The sequence below is a fragment of the Sphingobium sp. KKT206 genome (assembly GCF_055640555.1).
On record NZ_CM145765.1, the window covers coordinates 260,719 to 278,410 of the forward strand.

General features: G+C 63.5%; 17 protein-coding genes. 6 read left to right on the plus strand and 11 right to left on the minus strand.

The window, feature by feature from the left end; genetic code table 11:
• Window positions 1–108: 108 nt before the first annotated feature.
• From ACZ2HM_RS19220 to ACZ2HM_RS19230, 3 genes are all read right to left on the minus strand, one after another.
• On the minus strand, window positions 109–369 hold the full coding sequence (locus ACZ2HM_RS19220) for a hypothetical protein (protein WP_313921692.1): 261 nt from the start codon (window positions 367–369) through the stop codon (window positions 109–111).
• Window positions 370–575: 206 nt separating this feature from the next.
• Entirely contained in the window at window positions 576–1,247 is a 672-nt protein-coding gene (locus ACZ2HM_RS19225; RefSeq protein WP_470427231.1) for an SDR family NAD(P)-dependent oxidoreductase, read from the minus strand.
• 27 nt (window positions 1,248–1,274) lie between these two features.
• Entirely contained in the window at window positions 1,275–2,723 is a 1,449-nt protein-coding gene (locus ACZ2HM_RS19230; RefSeq protein WP_470427232.1) for an NAD-dependent succinate-semialdehyde dehydrogenase, read from the minus strand.
• Here ACZ2HM_RS19230 and ACZ2HM_RS19235 point away from each other — a divergent pair.
• Both ACZ2HM_RS19235 and ACZ2HM_RS19240 read left to right on the plus strand, forming a co-directional pair.
• Window positions 2,722–2,910: a hypothetical protein gene (locus ACZ2HM_RS19235; RefSeq protein WP_470427233.1), complete on the plus strand. Its 189-nt coding sequence runs from the start codon at window positions 2,722–2,724 to the stop codon at window positions 2,908–2,910. The genes ACZ2HM_RS19230 and ACZ2HM_RS19235 overlap by 2 nt on opposite strands.
• A gap of 70 nt (window positions 2,911–2,980) precedes the next feature.
• Window positions 2,981–3,991, plus strand: coding sequence for a hypothetical protein (locus ACZ2HM_RS19240; protein WP_470427234.1), 1,011 nt, complete (start codon window positions 2,981–2,983; stop codon window positions 3,989–3,991).
• Between the two features lie 482 nt (window positions 3,992–4,473).
• On the opposite strand, the gene ACZ2HM_RS19245 is transcribed toward ACZ2HM_RS19240, so the two are convergent.
• The 6 genes from ACZ2HM_RS19245 to ACZ2HM_RS19270 all read right to left on the minus strand — a co-directional run bounded on the left by ACZ2HM_RS19245 (window position 4,474) and on the right by ACZ2HM_RS19270 (window position 10,422).
• Window positions 4,474–5,661, minus strand: coding sequence for a replication initiator protein A (locus ACZ2HM_RS19245; RefSeq protein ID WP_470427322.1), 1,188 nt, complete (start codon window positions 5,659–5,661; stop codon window positions 4,474–4,476).
• A 155-nt stretch (window positions 5,662–5,816) separates the two neighbouring features.
• Entirely contained in the window at window positions 5,817–6,833 is a 1,017-nt protein-coding gene (locus ACZ2HM_RS19250) for a ParB/RepB/Spo0J family partition protein (protein WP_470427235.1), read from the minus strand.
• Entirely contained in the window at window positions 6,830–8,020 is a 1,191-nt protein-coding gene (locus ACZ2HM_RS19255) for an AAA family ATPase (protein WP_037475843.1), read from the minus strand. The genes ACZ2HM_RS19250 and ACZ2HM_RS19255 overlap by 4 nt, the downstream gene beginning before the upstream one ends.
• A gap of 435 nt (window positions 8,021–8,455) precedes the next feature.
• Window positions 8,456–9,004 (minus strand): nuclear transport factor 2 family protein, encoded by a 549-nt coding sequence (locus ACZ2HM_RS19260; protein ID WP_470427236.1) that lies wholly within the window; start codon window positions 9,002–9,004, stop codon window positions 8,456–8,458.
• A complete protein-coding gene (locus ACZ2HM_RS19265; RefSeq protein WP_470427237.1) occupies window positions 8,994–9,875 on the minus strand; it encodes an SDR family NAD(P)-dependent oxidoreductase in 882 nt (293 codons plus the stop codon). Before ACZ2HM_RS19265 ends, ACZ2HM_RS19260 begins: the two co-directional genes overlap by 11 nt.
• Before the next feature lie 13 nt (window positions 9,876–9,888).
• Window positions 9,889–10,422: a nuclear transport factor 2 family protein gene (locus tag ACZ2HM_RS19270; RefSeq protein WP_470427238.1), complete on the minus strand. Its 534-nt coding sequence runs from the start codon at window positions 10,420–10,422 to the stop codon at window positions 9,889–9,891.
• Between the two features lie 204 nt (window positions 10,423–10,626).
• On the opposite strand from ACZ2HM_RS19270, the gene ACZ2HM_RS19275 reads away from it, so the two are divergent.
• Window positions 10,627–11,799 carry an FAS1-like dehydratase domain-containing protein gene (locus ACZ2HM_RS19275; RefSeq protein WP_313922040.1) on the plus strand — a complete coding sequence of 391 codons (1,173 nt, stop codon included), beginning with the start codon at window positions 10,627–10,629 and terminating at the stop codon, window positions 11,797–11,799.
• 30 nt (window positions 11,800–11,829) lie between these two features.
• Here the strand turns inward: ACZ2HM_RS19275 and ACZ2HM_RS19280 are convergent, their stop codons facing one another.
• Together ACZ2HM_RS19280 and ACZ2HM_RS19285 are read right to left on the minus strand one after the other, a co-directional pair.
• Entirely contained in the window at window positions 11,830–12,882 is a 1,053-nt protein-coding gene (locus ACZ2HM_RS19280; RefSeq protein WP_470427239.1) for an oxidoreductase, read from the minus strand.
• Window positions 12,875–13,588 (minus strand): arylesterase, encoded by a 714-nt coding sequence (locus tag ACZ2HM_RS19285; protein ID WP_470427240.1) that lies wholly within the window; start codon window positions 13,586–13,588, stop codon window positions 12,875–12,877. The genes ACZ2HM_RS19280 and ACZ2HM_RS19285 overlap by 8 nt, the downstream gene beginning before the upstream one ends.
• Here ACZ2HM_RS19285 and ACZ2HM_RS19290 point away from each other — a divergent pair.
• The 3 genes from ACZ2HM_RS19290 (at window position 13,587) to ACZ2HM_RS19300 (ending at window position 17,623) form a co-directional block, all read left to right on the plus strand.
• Entirely contained in the window at window positions 13,587–14,288 is a 702-nt protein-coding gene (locus ACZ2HM_RS19290) for an ABC transporter ATP-binding protein (RefSeq protein WP_470427241.1), read from the plus strand. The genes ACZ2HM_RS19285 and ACZ2HM_RS19290 overlap by 2 nt on opposite strands.
• Complete coding sequence (locus ACZ2HM_RS19295; protein ID WP_470427242.1) at window positions 14,285–16,798, plus strand: ABC transporter permease; 2,514 nt, start codon at window positions 14,285–14,287, stop codon at window positions 16,796–16,798. The genes ACZ2HM_RS19290 and ACZ2HM_RS19295 overlap by 4 nt, the downstream gene beginning before the upstream one ends.
• Window positions 16,799–16,915: 117 nt before the next feature.
• A complete protein-coding gene (locus ACZ2HM_RS19300) occupies window positions 16,916–17,623 on the plus strand; it encodes a cupin domain-containing protein (protein ID WP_470427243.1) in 708 nt (235 codons plus the stop codon).
• Window positions 17,624–17,692 lie beyond the last annotated feature (69 nt).

Here is a 17,692-nt window from a genome sequence, read left to right on the forward strand (position 1 = left end):
GGGCCTTTACCCAAATGCGCGACGGCGGGGATGCCCATCATAGGATGGACAACGCCCGCCGTCAGGATGGCTGGCCGCCAGATCGGGCGGCCGCCGGGCCGGAGACATTCAGCGCTGCGCGAGTTGGACCGTCGACTTGTGGCTGATGGTGAGGCCGGCCTGCGCCCATTCTTCCTTCGACTGGCAGGTGGTGACGGGGATCAGCGATCCGGTCACGACTTCCTTGAAGCAATAGCGCTCGGTCTTCTGGTCGTAGCGGACCTTGGCCTGGCCATAGGTGCCGGTGGGCTGGGCGAAAGCGGGGGTGGCAGCAGCCGAAACGGCGACAGTGGCGGCGGCGATGGCGGCGACAAAAGCGATGGTCTTCATGATGTTTCTCTTTCCCTGAACAATGTGTGGCGATCCGTTGTGGATCATGCCGACAGCATTGCAGGGAGCGTGCCAATTCCAAAAAGCGCCGAAAAATAGGGGCTTTCGCCGCACTAACACGGAATTTAGTGTAAGATTTTCACCGCATATTGGTGAAATATCCGATAGGTTTGGATATTTTTCATCTCCGGTTCACATTAAGCACCTCAAACCCGGCCCGTCACCGGGATCAGCGCGCCCGTAATCGCGTCCGCAGCGGGCGACAGGAGGAAAGCCGCCACCCCCGCCAGCTGCGTCGGCGTTACCCAGTTTCCAAAGTCCGCGTCGGGCATGTCGGCGCGATTGGCCGGGGTGTCGAGGATGCTGGGCAGGATCGCATTGACCCGCACCCCCTGCGCCTTCACCTCTTCCGCCAGCGCTTCGGTCAGCCGGGCGACGCCGGACTTGGACGCGGCATAGGCCCCCATCCCTGCCGCCGCCTTCGTGGCCGCCGCCGCGCCGATATTGACGATCGCCCCTCCGCTCGCAGTAAGCAGCGGCAGCAATGCGCGGCTGGCGATCAGCGCCGTGCGGACATTCATCGCATAGAGCCGATCCCAGGTCGCGACGCTGCCGTCCGCCACCGTTTCCCAGGCAAAGCCGCCCGCGATATTCACCAGTCCGTCGAGCTGGCCCAGTTCGGCCGAAATCTGCGCGGCAGCCCCGGCCATCGCCGCTTCATCGGTCAGGTCGACCCCGCCGAGCGCCAGCGCAACGCCGTCGGCGGCAACCTCGCCCAGATCGATGCCCACGACCGTCCACCCGGCGGCCCCCAATATCTCGACCGTCTTGCGCCCCAATGCGCCCGCCGCGCCGGTTATCGCCACTATGCCTGTCATTGCCCTACCCTCTCCTTGGTCCACGCCTTACAGGCCCGCCATGCACATATATTTCATCTCGACATAATCTTCGATGCCATGGCGCGAGCCTTCGCGGCCCATGCCGGATTGCTTGATGCCGCCGAAGGGCGCCACCTCGGTCGAGATCAGCCCGGTGTTGATGCCCACCATGCCGACCTCCAGCGCCTCCCCCACCCGCCAGGCACGGGCCAGGTCGCGCGTATAGAAATAGCCTGCCAGGCCGACCTCGGTATCATTGGCAAGCGCGACCGCCTCCTCCTCCGTATCGAACAGGAACAGCGCCGCGAGTGGACCAAAGGTTTCGTCCTGGGCCAGCAGCATGTCAGGCGTGCAGTCTGCAACGACAGTGGGTTCGTAGAAGCTGCGCCCCAATGCGTGGCGATGCCCGCCGGTGACGATCCGCCCGCCCTTGGCCAGCGCGTCGGCGACATGCTCCTCCACCTTCTGGACCGCCTTGTCGTCGATCAGCGGCCCTTGGGCGACGCCCTCCTGCGTGCCCGGCCCCACTTTCAGCTCTTTGACGGCGGCCACCAGCTTCTGTTCGAACGCAGGCGCGACCTCGCGCTGCACCAGGATGCGGTTGACGCATACGCAGGTCTGGCCGCTGTTGCGATATTTGGACGCCATCGCCCCTTCGACCGCCGCATCCAGATCGGCATCGGCAAAGACGATGAAGGGCGCGTTGCCGCCCAGCTCCATCGACAGCTTCTTCATCGTCGGCGCGCATTGCGCCATCAGCGTCTTGCCGACCTCGGTCGATCCGGTGAAGCTCAATTTGCGGATCAGCGGGCTGGCCGTCAGTTTGCCGCCGATTACCCGCGACGATCCGGTGACGACGTTGAACACGCCGGCGGGCACCCCTGCCCTTTCGGCCAGCGCCGCCAGCGCCAGCGCGGTCAACGGTGTCTGGGTCGCGGGCTTCAGCACCATCGTACAGCCCGCCGCCAGAGCGGGTGCCGCCTTGCGCGTGATCATGGCCGCCGGAAAATTCCAGGGCGTGATCGCGGCGACGACGCCGACCGGTTGCTTGACGACGACGATGCGGCTGTCGGCGCGGTGGCTGGGAATCACTTCGCCATAGAGGCGCTTGGCCTCTTCGGCGAACCATTCGATGAAACTCGCGGCATAGCCGATCTCGCCCTTGGCCTCGGCCAGCGCCTTGCCCTGCTCGCGCGTCAGGATCATCGCCAGATCATCCTGATGCGTGATCAGCAGGTCGAACCAGCGCTGCAGGATGCGCGACCGCTCGGCCGCCGTCTTCGCCCGCCAGGCCGGGAGCGCCGCGTCCGCCGCCGCGATCGCCGCCTGTGTTTCCGCAACGCCCAGATCGGGAACGGACGCGATCGTCTCGCCCGTCGCCGGATCGGTTACCGCAATGCTGGGCGAACCGGTCCATGCGCCGTCGATCAGGCATTGCTGGCGCAGCAGATCGCGGTCGGAAAGGGCAATGGTCATGAAGGCACCTCTAAATAGCGTGTCCGCCATCAACGCAGCGGGGCAGCAACAGGATGCACAGATGATCGGCACCCATCCCAGCGTCAACGCACCGGATGACCGCCTGCCGAAGGATCGACACGGCGATCCTATTTATGACTTTTTATATCTGTATTATCGTTTATTTATACGTCATATCCAATTGTAATTAGACTATTTATATCGTTTTTCAATTCGGATATGAATCGAACCTAGCGGCCTAGTATCGGATCATAGCCATGGCGTCTCTCGATCATAATCTGCTTATCGCCTATGCCCAGGCGCAGGCAGCAATCGAACGGATCGAAGATCGGCGACGGCTCAGTCCGGTGCGCCATCCCTGGCGAACACGATGCCTGATCGCCGAGCGGCAGGCCTTGGCCCGCATCGACGGACAGGTGCTGGACGACCTGGATATCGAGGTAGGCGCAAGGGGCGCGGTTTCCACCTCGCCTTTCGATCTAAGCGCCGCGCGCGATAGCATCTGTACTGCCATCAGTCTGGAGGCACTGGTGCACGATGGACCTGCGCTGTTGCGCTGGCTCGGACAAGACCGCCATCCGCCAACTGGCGGGCGCACCATCGGGGACCAGCTGATGGCGATCGAACGATGGCAACGAGACGCCCGCGCCCTGCCCCCCTCCCCGCCCCTACTTCACGGTGCCGATCTGGCCCGCCTCTGGCGCCGCCACGCCCCCCTGGGCCGGAGCGACTTGGTGGCGAGCCTATTGATCGGCGATCGTTGGGGGCCGGGGCGATGGGATGGATCGGCCGGAGGGATGACGGCGATGGGCCTTGAGCGCAGCCACGCCCCTTGGCTACTGGCGCAGGGGGGCGAATTGTCGCTGCTTTGGTTGAAGGCGATTGCGGCGGGTGCGCAGGTCCAGCTTGATCTGGAGATGCGGTTAAGGGGCTATGCGAAGCGCGCGATGGGCCATGTTGCCGGACGGCGGCGTCCGGGGAAATTGAAGGATGTGCTGCTGCTCGCCATGGCACGGCCGCGCCTGACCAGTCGGCAGGTGGCCGCCGCGCTGGGCCTAACATCGGCAGGCGCCATCAAGCTGTTGACGATTGCCTCCGACCTTGGATTGCTGATCGAGCAATCTGGGCAGGCAAGCTATCGCAGCTACGCGATACCTGTGTCTCTATCTTACAGCCCCCTGCCCTCCTCCACCCTGCATCAAGATTGGCATGAAGATGAATTTTGGTCCGGTGACGGGAAAAATGAGGCCTCGCCAGAAGCCTTCTGAGCGCCAACAAGGCCACGCCAGGTATCAAACTATACCGAAGAAGCTGTAGCGCCCCAGAGGCCTCCTACGGCCAATTTTCGCAATTTCTCTTTTTGTTCTTCTGAGTCAGTCGGCAAATTTCATACGGGGCTGGTGGGGGAGGCATCATCCGATGCGCGAAGGCGTGATTCTAAAAGCACGTTTGCTGCATCGTGCAGTCTTCACCAAGGACCGGGCGGGGCGGATAGACCAAGGCCTATATGGCTTCACTAGTTTGGAGCGATCGTCATCTTGCTGTGCGACGTGTTTTCAGAATCATCGTGATAAAGCGCTTACGACTCGAAAGGCTCGAAAGCCGATCTGCCTAAGTCACGCAATTGCGCGGTCTTTGACGTGGCTGCTGAACGATACGGGCAAATGCCGACAGATCGGCCATCGATTTCATGAAATTTCGAAAACACGTCGAAGGCCGATAGGGGAGGGCGCTAGCCGCCCGTCTTCCATCAAAGCCGATATTTATTCCGGCGATGATGCTCCTTTACGAAGCCATAGAAACGCTTGGAATAGTTGCGCGGCAGTTCGGCGGGATTTTCGCCAAGAAAGGCGTCGAATCGCCGCATCAGTTCGTCATAGTCCCAACCCGGAAAATCGGCCCGAATGGCCGCGTAAATGTCTGGATCGAGCATCTTGCTGGCGCTGGAGCTGCGGGCAGGGGAGGGGGCTCGCGCGCCACCTGTCGGTGCGCTGGCGCGCGCAGGCCGATCCGCAACCCGCATGCCTTCCGACACGCGAGAGATGAGTCCAAGCGCCAGGCCGGCATCGACCATATCATCCTTCGTGCTGACCACACGCGCAGGCGCTTTACGTTTGCGGCCGGGCTGTTCGTCGAGGTGGCGACGCATGACCATCTTCATCTTTGGTCGTGCGCTCTCGCCGTCGATGACCTCCAAACTGATATCGGGCAGGTCATTGCCCTTGGCCAGTTCCAGCAGTTTGCGCTTGAACACGGGATAGCTGCTCTCGCTACCGCTTTTCTGATGGAGGGTTTCAAAGCCGATGGTGAAGCCCTCGGCACCGTTGCCGCCCGCATGTTTGCGCGACGCGCGATAGAGCCATTTGCCAAGGCCGCTCGTAATTTCGAAATAGAGCGGGGAGATGGACAGGATATTGCGCTTGTCCATCACGCCATCGAAAAACCATTTCGACAGGGTGATCTCCATGCCAAGCGACCGTTCCGTCCGCTCGTCGACCAGATGGGTGTAGCTGTCGATCCAGGAGAATGTCGTTTCCCGGCTTTTGGCGCTGGCGCGGATGTTGGTCTTGATCGTGGTAGCCTGCAGTCGATCGAGCGCGCTGACCAGGCGCTCATAAGCACGCCCGCTGGTGCCCCAGCATATGCGTTTCAGCAGATCGCCGGGCTGGATTCGAATGACCGGCGACAATTCATTCTGCCCCCGCTCGCGCAATTCATTCAGATGGGACGCAAGATAGATCATGATGTCGGCGTCCCAGATTGTCGCCATGCCATAGGTGGGATTGGCGGAGACATGGACGGTTACCGACTTGTCGGGACTGATATATTCGATGGGCTTGACGCGCCTGCGCTTCGACAGGCTGAAGAAGGGCCGCTGCATCGTTTCCTGATAATCGCGCAGCGAAATATCGCTAAAATCAGGCAGAGTGAAGAACATTTCGAACTGGACCTTGCGCTCTTTCAGCGCCGTCTTGAGTTCGCCCTCCTGTTCCACCACGATGATCCCATTTGCCTTCCCCCCAGGGGGAAAATCCATATAACAATATGAAATATAACGATAATATAGCTATTCTTAGCTTTTCACACCCACGCCTAGCGCCGCTTGGCCGTACAAATCTTCGCTCTTTCGATGATGGGGCGCAGCGCCGCCAATATCTCGTCCACCGACAAGTCCGATGGCGACAGGGACAGCGTCAATATCTTCTGCTGATCCTTTTCCACCTGACCGATCGCAGCACCAACGGGGCTTTCGATCGCGGCTTTCTGGACACGGCCCTTGGCAACCATGGCCTTTAGCAAGCGGGCCATGACCTCCGGCCCGACAATTGGCTGCTCATCCCCGGATCGGCGAAAACTCTGTTCGGACGCGATCTGCTCAGCCGCCACCTCCAGCTTCGCGCGCGAAGCTGGATCGCGCAGCAGCGGCAGCAACTTCTCGGCATATTTCGCCTGAAGGTCCATCGGCGAATGAAAGGCGCTGACGAGGGCAGGGGGGATTTCGGTGAGGGCAATATAGCGCGAGAGCTGCGACTTCGAAATTTTGAGCCGCTCGGCCATGCGCAATTGCACGCCGCCATAGAAATTATCGACCGCCGCCTTGTAGTTCATGCCGCGCTCAAGGTCAGAAATATCCTCGCGCTCGCGATTCTCGATGTCCGCCAGCCGGAACGCGGCCTCATCGTCCAGATCCTCGATGATCGCGATCAGTTCGATGTCGGGATAGTGATTGGCGTTGAGCCAGGCGATCGCCCAGTGTCGCCGCGTTCCGGTAACCAGCTCGTAAGGCAGTTCGGCATTGGGCGTGCGCCGGACCACCGCGGGCACGCGATTGCTACCCTCGGCCAGGATCGAGTCAATCAGGCTGCGCAACCGATGCTCGTCCAGCATCGAATAGTCGCGCGCATTGCCCGGCCAGACCGAACATTCAGACGGCTTCAACCGGATCGTCGGTCGCTTGACGATCCGCGCCGCTTCGCCAAAGGCTTCCAACCGCTTGTTGGTAAAATTGGTGCGCGGAGCGGCCGGACTTGGCTCGCTCGTCGCCGGGGGAGGGGCCGGATCGTTCAGCGCCGATGCCAAAGCTTCGCTGATGAGAGAACGACGGCTCATGCCGCCACACCCACGCTGGAATCAGCGGTCAGGCTAGTCGATGGCCATTGCTGGCGAATTTGCTGTTCGACTTCGGCAAAGACCGCGTCCAGATTGTCCCGGCACCGCGTATAGGTCTGGTGCGACGCAGACGGCTTGGATTCGTAGATGGACCGGAAGGCCTGAGTCGCATTCTTGATTTCTTCGGACGCGAGGATGGGTTGTCCCAGCAGCAATCCCGCATAGGTCGCCTGCATGATCCGCCACATATCATTCTCGCCCGGCTTACTCGGCGAGAAGGCGGAACAGACAACCCGGATGAAGCCATAATCGACCGGCGTGCCATTTTCTTCGAGAATCTCGATATTGTCCGCGATCGTATCCATGAAGTGGATGGTCGACAGATAATCGAGCTGCCGCGCGGGCACCGGGATGAGCAGCCCGGTCGCGGCGGCCATCACGTTGAGACCGAGAAAGCCCATGGCTGGCGGCGGATCGAGCAGGATCACGTCGAAATCCTTAGTGACGCTGGCAATGCCAATGCGCAGCGCCTGCAAACCCTCGCGAACGGCCTGGCCGCCTTCGCGCAGGGTCGCGGTCAGATCCCATTCGGCATCCTGCAAGCCCAAGCTCGATGGTACGATCTTGATCGTCGGCCAGGGGGTGTCGCGGATGGTCTGCGAAAAGTCGCTGAAAGTACTGCGCGGCGACAGGAATGCGCCCAAAGTCTGTTCATCGTCGATCAGCGTTTCAGGCTGAATGTCGAACATGGTCGTCGTCGATGCCTGCGGATCGCAATCGATCACCAGCACGCGATAGCCATGCAACGCCAGATAATCGGCGAGATGCTTGGTGATCGTGCTTTTGCCGACCCCGCCCTTGAAATTCTGCACCGCCAGCACGACGGCATCCTCGTCGGGTTGCTTACCGACATGAATGCCCAGCGCCTCGCGGATGTGGGTCAGGTCTTCGAGCGTGTAGTAGCGGCGGCCATTGGCTTGCTGCTTGGGCTGGGGCAGGCGGCCCTTGGCCTCCGCCTTTGCCAGCGCTTCGGGTGTCCGGCCGATCAGTTCAGCGGCGACCGTCGGGCCAAAACTGATATCGAGCGTCTTGTGATTGTCCGGCCGAAACACGATCGTCTTGATATGATCGCGCATTTGCTGGCAAGCAGTGGTGACATTCCGCAATGTGTTGACCGTAAACGACATGATGCCCCTCAGCGCCGAATCACGACTGTTGAAAATGGTTGGCGTTTAATGCCTTCATTTTCGCATCAAAGTCAAACCGTAGCAGATCATCGCAGGGAATTGCCACTTGTCGCACTGCGATTGCCTCAAACGACAACCCCGGCCGTGACACGCATCGAAACGGTCTAGCGCCCCTTGATAGCCCTTCAACCTCTATCCACGCGCTGTGTGTGGTTTGGACAGCAAACCTGACCCCCATTCGCCCGTCAATCGGCTTAGGGGATTTATTCGGAGATTAGCAGAGTTAGCGCCATCGTCACGCACCTGTAACGCAACCGTCATCGCGAGTCGCAGCACGACCGATGAAACCGATCCCACGTCTGATCCAATCTGATAGCACGACCAAGCGATTCCGAAACCACGATGCATCCGCGGTGATAACACGTTGGATACCGGTCATTCAGGGACGTGGCCAGGCCGGTTATTGACCAGCGGCCTCAGATAGGAAGGGTCGCTGCCGTCGCGCGCCGATACGCCATTGGCCGCGATGCCGGGCCAGTCGGCAAAGGGCAGCGGCAGGGTAGGGACCAGGCCCGACCATTCGATGATATTGGTGCGCAGCGCGATCTTCCAGTGGCCCTCCCGCTTTTCCAGCCGATCAAGATAGCGACCGCCCGCAACCCAATTGCTAGCATCACGGTTGCGCCCGACGAACAGATAATAGGTTTCGACATGGGCTTGGGCGCCGTCGATGTCGATCGTCTGGTTCAACAGATTATGATGCGTCGCCTCCTGCCCGGCCTCGTGCAACCCTGTCGCCCAGTCATAGAGCGCCTCGGCCCCACCCACGCACGGCCCGGCCGCAATGGTCGCGTCGGAATGAAAGGCCGACAGGAACAAGGCCCGGTCGAACCGGTCCATGCCGCGGGCGAAGCGGACGATGCAGGCGGCAATATCCTGCCGATCAAGCAGCGCGTCCAGCCGCGCCATACGCTCAACGTCCATGGCCAGCCTCCGCGATTGGCCGCCAGATCGGCGATCCCCGTTCGGCGCGCAGTGACGGGATGGTCTTCCCGTCAATATCGCTAATGCCATAATCCTGCGCGACCTCGGCGGTAATGAAGGTACCGCCCGACCGCGCCATGATCGCGGGATCGGCCGCCAGCGCGGCGATGACGCGGCCCGGAAATTCAGGCGAGCAGCCGACCAGCGGGTTGGTGACGGTGCGCGCTTTCATGGCGGGGTTGGCGGCCAGATTGCGGTTGGCGCGTTCGGTAAAGGTCAGCCCTTGCCAGAGCGAGAGTGAGGCAACGCCATGGGGCTCCAGTTCGATCGCCATGTCCCGCGCCATCCGGTCGACTGCCGATTTGGCCGTGCCGAATATCGTGCCATAGGTGTAGGTGACGCCGACATAGCCCGAAATCGCGACGATCAGCCCCGACCGCTGCGGCGTCATGATCTTCGCCGCGTGCCAGGCAGCGGTGAAATTGGACCGCACGCCTACATCCACCATCTGCCAGTTGGACAGCGGCTTTTCCCAGAAGGGCAGGGGGGTGGTCAGGTCTTCGGGCAAGGCGAAGGCGTTGTTGACGAGAATGTCGAGCCGACCCTGTTCCTGCGCAACCCGGTCGAACAGGGCTGCCACCTGCGCGTCGTCGCCATGATCGACCGCGACCGCTATGCCCCGCCCGCCACGCGCATCGCACTGCGCCGCGGTCTGGCCGACCGTGCCGGGCAGGTCATGCGCGCCGGGTGTGACCGTGCGTCCGGTCACATAAACGGTCGCGCCTTGCTCGGCGAGCGCAAGCGCGATCCCCTTGCCGATCCCCCGGCTTGCGCCCGTCACCACCGCCACCTTGCCTGTCAATTGTCCCATCGCCTATCTGTCCTCAATCGGCTTGCGCGAAAAACGTGTCGCTGAAATCGCCCACAGCCCGTCCGGTGAAATGCGGCGCGCTGAACGGCATCCCCATCAGCCCTTGCGACCAGTCGGCCGCCGCGCCTGCATCCTGAAACCAGTCATAGAGCATGGTCCGTTTCGCGATCCGCCAGACACCTGCCCGTCGCGCCATCGCGTCGAGATAGCGTCCGCCAAGCCACATATCGCGCGCGCCTTCGCCCGCATCGATCCGGTGATAGGCGCTGACATGAGTTTCGATCTTCGCCACATCGCCGTCGATCTGGATCAGGCTTTGTCCCAATATATGCTGGGTCGCGGCGATCGCGTCGGACCCCGGCACCACCCAGGCGAGATAGGCGTCGAAATCGCCCGCAAAAATGCCATAATCGACCGTCGCATCGGGCCAGAAGCTGCTGCGGATCAGCGCCGCATCGCGCCGGTCCTCGCCCCGGGCCAGCCGCGCCAGGCAGTCACTTATCTCCATCCGGTCGGCCAGTGGCCGCCAGGCTTCGCCATCAGCCATGGCTCCATTCTCCCTCATTCCAGCGATTGCCATGGACCCGATATGGACGGCTTCGCACCCGCTCGACAGCAGCGCGCCCGGATATCGGCCCGGCGATAACCCCGCCATCGGTCGGCCAAGCCGGTTTTCCATCGCTGCCTGCGCGTGCATCATTAGGGCGTGCCCCTGCTCAGGAAGGGGCGGATCATGAGCAGGAGAGACAGTGTGAGCAGCCCGACGCTAGATTGTTCGGATATCGACCAATATCTGGGCAAGCCGATCCAGCCCGCCCGCATGGTGGAGCCGATCGCCAATAACGATATCCGCCGCTGGGTGCAGGCGATGCACTATCCCAACCGCCTCCATTATGATGCGGGCTATGCCGCGCAAAGCCGCTGGGGCGGGCTGGTCGCGCCGCAGAGTTTTGCCGTGACGATGGATTGCGGCCATGGCTCCGCACCCGCCTGCGTCGGCGGCATCCCCAACAGTCACCTGCTGTTCGGCGGTGACGAATGGTGGTTTTATGGCCCGCGCATGCAGGGCGGCGACCGCATCTGGAACGAGCGGATTCCCTTCGACTATACCGTCAAGGACACCAAATTCGCTGGCCCCACCTGTTTCCAGCGCGGCGACAATTTCTATTATAATCAGGCTGGCGACCTGATCTGTAAGCAGCGTTCGACGACGATCCGCTACAATCAGGAAGCGGGCAAGGATAATGCGCCGACCGATGGCTTCGATGATCCGGTGTGGACAGATGACGACCTGGAATCGCTTGAAGCGCGCAAGATGGAATGGATCCAGATGCTGCACGATCTGGGCCATGACCGGCGCTGGTGGGACGATGTCACGATCGGCGCGGCCTTGCCCGAACGGGTGATCGGCCCGCATTCGATCGTGTCCTTCACCACGGAATGGCGTGCCTATAGCTTCACCCAATGGGGCGGCACCCATCGCCGTACCGACCTCGACATGGAAGCCTTGGGCTTCGTCAAGGAAATGGCGGGGCATGAAAATGATCCGGTGATGGAAGCGATCAACCCTGAATTTACCGATGGCGCTTATTTCGGCCCGTCGCGCGGGCATCTCTTCCCGCGTTGGGCGCGCTTCATCGGCATGCCGCGCGGCTATGGCTATGGCGCGTCGATGGGGGCGTGGATCACCGATTATTTCGCGGGTTGGGCAGGGGAGTGGGGCATGGTGCGCCATTCCGCCTGCAACTATCGCGGGCCTGCGCTGACGGGCGACATTACGGTAACGACCGGCACCATCCTCGACAAGTTCGTCGATGAGGAAGGCCGCCATATGGTGCAGCTCGATTGTCGCCTGATGAACCAGGCCGGTGTGACGCTGGCGACGGCCAAGGCCGAAGTCGAATTGCCCAAAAAGCCTGGCTGATCGGATCGACCCTCCCCGACAAGGGGAGGGTCAGTCGGTCAGCGGTAGCGCCACCTGCCTGCCGTCTCGTGCGGAAATCTGTGCTGCCTCCACCACTTCCTGCACCGCAACGGCGTCTTCCAGCGTGACGGGAAGGGGCGTGCCCGACAGGATCGCCGCCGCCATCTGCGCATAATAATCTTGCTGACAGCCCGCGAGCGCAGGCCGCACAGTCCTGCCGCCTTGCCTATCATAGACGACAACCGGATCATCATCCGCACCCCAGCCCGGATCGCCGGGGCGCAATCCGGCCACGAGCTGCGCTTCCTGCTGGTCGAGCCGCATCTTGACCAGCGTACCGCCCTGCCCATGCACGAGGAAGCGCGGGCTGCCGCCGGCCTCTCCTGCAGGCGCGCTCATGCTGGCATGCAATATGACCCGCATCCCGGCATAGCGCAGCACGACATGCGCCCAGTCGTCCGATGGCGATCCGTCCCGCAAGGCGGCAATGTCGGCGCTCACGCCATCGGGGCGCCCGAACAGGGCCAGCGCTTGATCGACCAGATGTGGTCCGAGGTCGAACCATATGCCTGACCCAGCCGATCCATCCTCGCGCCATCTATCGCGCACGTCCGGCCGGAAACGGTCGAAATGCGATTCGAAATGGGTAATGCGCCCGACCACGCCTTCGGCAATGGCCGCGCGGATGCTCAGGAAATCGCTGTCGAACCGGCGATTGTGGAAAACCGCCAGCAATTTCCCGCATTCGCCCGCCAAGGCGGCGAGATCGAGCGCCTGTTGCAACGACAGCGCGAACGGTTTGTCCACCACGACATGCTTGCCCGCGCGCAGCGCCTCTGCCGCCAGCGGCGCATGGGTCGCGCTGGGCGTAGCGATCACCACCAGGTCGATGGCGGGGTCGGCGAAAATCTCGGCCGGGGTTGCGACGCACGCAATGACCGGGTCCAGGGCCGCAACCTCGTCCACCCGGCTGGTGCTGATCGTCGTCAACCGCATGGCCGGAACGGCGCGCAACAACGGCGCATGAAAGACGCGACCCGCCAGACCATAGCCGACCAGTCCGACCCGGATCACATCAGTCACGCAAGACCCCTTCGACGATCGGCGTCAGCTTGCCGACGATCACTTCCACCCCCTTGTCATTGGGATGAATGCCATCGGGCAATTGCAGCGCCCGATCGCCGATCACCCCGTCCAGCATGAAGGGATAGAGCGTGGCGTCATATTTCGTCGCCAGCGTCGGAAAGATCGGGTTGAAGGCGGCGGCATAATCCGGCCCCATATTGGGGGAGGCGAGCATGCCGGTCAGCAGCACCGGAATATCGCGCTTCTTCAACTCGGCAAGGATCGCGTCCAGATTGTCGCGCGTCGTCTCCGGGCTCAATCCGCGCAGCATGTCGTTGCCGCCAAGGCCCACCAGCATCAGGTCCGGCTTGCGCGCCAGCCCGTCGAGCGTGAAGGCTAGCCGCGCCAGACCCGCCGCGCTGGTATCGCCCGACACCCCGGCATTGACGACCTGCGCTTGCATGCCGCGCGCGGCCAGAGCCTGTTCCAGCACCGGGGCCAGCCCCTTGCCCTGATCCAGATTATAGCCCGCATACAGGCTGTCGCCAAACGCCACCACCAGCTTGCCATCGGCCACCGGCGCAGCGGCGGGCGCGGCCTGCGCGCTGTTGGCGACCTGGGGCGGCGGCGGTGTGCCATCCGAACAGCCGCTCGCCAGTTGGACAATCAGCGCCAACGCCCCATATTGCGATATTCTTCCCGCCAAGGAGCGCTCCTTCTTCATGCATATGCCTATCGATCCCGCCACTATCGCGATCCGTGCGCGCAATGTCATCCTCTCGCTTGGCACGCGCGACGCGCCGGTCGAGATATTGAAGGGCGTCGACCTCACCTTGCTGCGCGGCGAGAGCATCGCGATCCTGGGCGCATCTGGATCGGGCAAAAGCTCGCTGATGGCGGTGCTGTGCGGCCTCGAACGCGCAACCGGCGGCGATGTGCATATTGGCGGCGTCGATTTCGGCGCGCTGGATGAGGATGCACTGGCGCGCGCGCGGCGCGGCCGCATCGGTATCGTGCTGCAAAGTTTCCACCTGCTCCCCACCATGACGGCCCTGGAGAATGTCGCCGTGCCGCTCGAACTGGCGGGCGTGTCCGATGCCTTCGCCCGCGCCACCGACGAATTGCGCGCGGTCGGGCTTGGCCACCGGATCGATCATTATCCATCGCAATTATCGGGCGGCGAACAGCAGCGCGTCGCCATCGCCCGCGCCGTCGCGCCGCGCCCGACCATCTTGTTCGCTGACGAACCCACCGGCAATCTCGACGCGACCACCGGCGTCACCATCATGGACCTGCTGTTCGATCGCCAGCGCGCGGCAGGCGCGACGCTCGTCATCATCACCCATGATCCCGCGCTCGCCGACCGTTGCGGCCGGATCGTGGAAATGCGCGACGGCCAGATCGTCTCGGACCGCGCGGCGTGAACGCGCTTAGTTGGGCGTCGAGCTGGCGCATCGCCCGGCGCGATCTGCTCGGCCGGTTCCGGGGATTGCGCCTGCTCTTCCTCTGCCTGTTCCTCGGCGTGGCGACGCTGGCCGCGATCGGCAGCCTGACCTCGGCGATCACGCAGGAACTGAGCCAGCGCGGCCAGGGGCTGCTCGGCGGTGACGTCGAAATCGCCATGACCCAGCGGGAAGCGGGTGAGGGCGACAAGGCGGCCTTCCGTCGCCTCGGTCGCTTGAGCGAAACCATCCGCCTGCGCGCCATGGCGCGGGGCGAGCGGCCGGACTCGGCCGCCGTGCTGACCGAACTCAAGGGCGTGGACAGCGCCTATCCGCTTTATGGCACGCTGGCCCTGCAAGGCGGCGCCTACCGCGCGCCGCTTGGTCCCGACCGCATCCTCATCGGCCCGGCGTTGGCCGACCGGCTCGACGTCAAGCCCGGCGACCGGCTGGTCTATGGCACCGCCACCTTCACCATCGCCGACATTATCGCCGACGAGCCCGACCGGCTGGGCGAAGGCTTCACCCTCGGCCCGGTGGCGATCGTCTCGCTGGAAGGCTTGCGCCGCACCGGCCTGATCCAGCCCGGCAGCCTCTATGACAGCAAATATCGCTTGCGCTTATCCCCTGGGGCAGACGCGCAGGCGGTGCGTGAGGATCTGGAGAAGCGCTACGCCTCGGCCGGATGGGAATATAAGGACCGCGACCGCGCCGCGCCCGGCGCCAGCCGCTTCATCGTCCGCATGGGCCAATTTCTTTCGCTGATCGGCCTCGCCGCTTTGGTGATCGCGGGCATCGGCGTCAGCAATGGCGTCGCCTCCTATCTCGCGCTCAAACGCCCCGGCATCGCGACCTTCAAGGTGCTGGGCGCGACCTCGACCGACATTGCGCGCATCTATCTGCTCCAGATTGGCTGCATTGCGCTGCTAGGCATTGCTTGCGGCCTGATCGTCGGCGCGCTCCTGCCGCCTGCCATCGTCGCACTGGCGGGCGATGTGCTGCCGGTCAGCCCCGGTTTCCGGCTGCATGTCCTGCCGCTCGTCACCAGCGCGGCCTATGGCCTGCTGATCGCCTTCCTCTTCACCCTGCCACCGCTCGCCCGCGCCCGGACTCAGCCCGCCGCGCTTCTCTTTCGCGGCGTGGTCGATGCGCGGCACGGTATCGACCGGCGCAGCCTGATCGCCATGACGGCGGCGGGGGCGCTGTTGGTGGCGCTGGCGCTCGGCACCGCGCGCGATCCGCTCTTTTCCGCCGCCGTATTGGGCGCGACCGCAGCGGTCCTGCTCCTGCTACTCGGCATCGGCTGGGGCGTGCGCCAGCTCGCCCTGCGCGCGCCGCGCCCGCGTCGGCCCTTGCTCCGCCTCGCGCTCGCCAATCTCCACCGCCCCGGCGCGCAGACCGCCGCGCTGATCGTCGCGCTCGGCCTGGCGCTCACCCTGTTCGTCACGCTGGCGGGTATCCAGACCAGCCTCGACAGTGAAATCCGCAACGTCGTGCCCAAGACGGCACCGGCCCAGTTCGTCCTCGACATCCCATCGGGGGAGGGGGACCGCTTCCAGACGATCGTGCGCAGCCAAGCCCCCGACGCGCAGTTCAACATCGTCCCGGCCCTGCGCAGCACCATCGTCGCCTATGGCAATCAGCGCGTCACGGACCTGAAGGAACTGCCCGACGGCGCCTGGTTCCTGCGCGGCGAGCGCGGCATCACCTACAGCACGACGCTGCCCGAAGGCAGCGAACTGGTGGAGGGGCAATGGTGGGCACCCGATTATGCCGGACCGCCGCTGGTCTCCTTCGACGCGGAGGCCGCCAGGACGCTGGGCATTGGCGTTGGCGACACGCTGACCGTCAGCTTGCTGGGGCGGGAAATCACCGCGCGCATCGCGTCGCTGCGCAAGATCAATTGGGAGACGATGGGCTTCAACTATATCATGGTCTTTTCGCCCGGCACCGTATCCGCCGCCCCGCACAGCCTGGCCGCCACCATCACCATGGACCCGCGCCAGGACAATCAGGTCACGCGCGCCCTGCTCGCCGCCTTCCCCGGCGTGTCGGTGATCGCGGTGGGCGAAGTGATCGAGCAGGTCGGCGCGATCATGACGCAAATGTCATCCGCCATTGTCGCGGCCGCCTCGGTCGCGATCCTCGCCGGGATTGCGGTGCTGGTGGGCGCCATCGCCGCCTCGCGCCAGGCGCGCAGCTATGACAGCGTGATATTGAAGACGCTCGGCGCAACCCGCTGGCAGATATTGGGCGGCCAGGCGCTCGAATATGGCCTGGTCGCCATGATGCTGGCGCTGGTCGCGCTGGCGCTCGGATCGGGCGCGGCCTGGTTCGTCATCGTCCAGATCTTCGATTTCACCTGGTCGCCCGACTGGCTGATCGTCCTCGCGACGCTGGGCGGCGGCGCATTGCTGACGCTCGGCATTGGCCTCGCCGGATCGATCCCCTTGCTGTCGGTGCGCCCGGCCACCGCCCTGCGGCAGCTTTGAACGTCGGGTTACACGCAAACGGCACCAAGCGCGGTTCGGCCTTATGCGCTTGGTGCAACCTGCCGCTGCCGCCGGGCTAGCTTCTCCCCAATCCGATTTTTTTGAGGGACAGCCACCATGACGACCACCCAAAACGCGACCCGCTCCTTCGTCGATCTGCGCGCCTGGGCGGCGGACGCACGCGTCGGGGCAGGGGAGGGCGATGCCTTCCTGTCCGCCCGCGCGCTGCTTCCCCAGCCCGAAGGTCCGGTCACGATTGGCCTGATCGCTCTGACGCAGGACAGCGGCACGGTCGATGCCATGCCCGCCGATGAATTCATCATCGTCGAATCCGGCACGGTGCAGATCGATCAGCGCAGGCTGAACGAAGGCGACAGCATCGTCCTGTGCGAAGGCGCGACGTTCGGCTGGACAGTGGCGTCGGGCGCGCGCCTGCTGTTCGTGCGCCGCACTGGTGGTTCTTTGGCCGATGGCAAGATTATCCCGATCGACACCCTGGCCCAACTCGAACCGTCCGGCGCGCCGCTCGCTGAACTGCTGGTCGGGCCGACCCCTTCCTGCCGCAACTTCACCGACTATCGTTCGGCCGACGGCGAGTTTGTCTGCGGCACCTGGGATTCCACCCCCTATCATCGCCGCCCGATGACCTACCGCCATTATGAACTGATGTATCTGCTCGATGGCAGCGTCACCTTCGTCGATGGCGCGGGCGCACAAGGCACGTTCGGCAAGGGCGACATCTTCCTGGTCGAACAGGGCGCCTCGTGCAGCTGGGACAGCCAGGTCCACGTCAAGAAAATCTACGCCATCTACCGCCCGGCATAACGCCATACCCCGTTCGCTTCGAGCGAAGTCGAGAAGCCCGTGCGCGCCTGTCTCGACTTCGCCCGACAC

What these genes read in the sequence shown, in the direction of transcription:
- ACZ2HM_RS19255 (WP_037475843.1), bottom strand. Translation starts at nt 8,020, where the DNA reads ATGTCGTTTACGGTCAACACATTGCGGAATGTCACCACTGCTTGCCAG.
- ACZ2HM_RS19265 (WP_470427237.1), bottom strand. Translation starts at nt 9,875, where the DNA reads ATGGGACAATTGACAGGCAAGGTGGCGGTGGTGACGGGCGCAAGCCGG.
- ACZ2HM_RS19230 (WP_470427232.1), bottom strand. Translation starts at nt 2,723, where the DNA reads ATGACCATTGCCCTTTCCGACCGCGATCTGCTGCGCCAGCAATGCCTG.
- ACZ2HM_RS19235 (WP_470427233.1), top strand. Translation starts at nt 2,722, where the DNA reads ATGAAGGCACCTCTAAATAGCGTGTCCGCCATCAACGCAGCGGGGCAG.
- ACZ2HM_RS19225 (WP_470427231.1), bottom strand. Translation starts at nt 1,247, where the DNA reads ATGACAGGCATAGTGGCGATAACCGGCGCGGCGGGCGCATTGGGGCGC.
- ACZ2HM_RS19270 (WP_470427238.1), bottom strand. Translation starts at nt 10,422, where the DNA reads ATGGCTGATGGCGAAGCCTGGCGGCCACTGGCCGACCGGATGGAGATA.
- ACZ2HM_RS19240 (WP_470427234.1), top strand. Translation starts at nt 2,981, where the DNA reads ATGGCGTCTCTCGATCATAATCTGCTTATCGCCTATGCCCAGGCGCAG.
- ACZ2HM_RS19260 (WP_470427236.1), bottom strand. Translation starts at nt 9,004, where the DNA reads ATGGACGTTGAGCGTATGGCGCGGCTGGACGCGCTGCTTGATCGGCAG.
- ACZ2HM_RS19285 (WP_470427240.1), bottom strand. Translation starts at nt 13,588, where the DNA reads ATGAAGAAGGAGCGCTCCTTGGCGGGAAGAATATCGCAATATGGGGCG.
- ACZ2HM_RS19300 (WP_470427243.1), top strand. Translation starts at nt 16,916, where the DNA reads ATGACGACCACCCAAAACGCGACCCGCTCCTTCGTCGATCTGCGCGCC.
- ACZ2HM_RS19290 (WP_470427241.1), top strand. Translation starts at nt 13,587, where the DNA reads ATGCATATGCCTATCGATCCCGCCACTATCGCGATCCGTGCGCGCAAT.
- ACZ2HM_RS19220 (WP_313921692.1), bottom strand. Translation starts at nt 369, where the DNA reads ATGAAGACCATCGCTTTTGTCGCCGCCATCGCCGCCGCCACTGTCGCC.
- ACZ2HM_RS19245 (WP_470427322.1), bottom strand. Translation starts at nt 5,661, where the DNA reads ATGTTCTTCACTCTGCCTGATTTTAGCGATATTTCGCTGCGCGATTAT.
- ACZ2HM_RS19250 (WP_470427235.1), bottom strand. Translation starts at nt 6,833, where the DNA reads ATGAGCCGTCGTTCTCTCATCAGCGAAGCTTTGGCATCGGCGCTGAAC.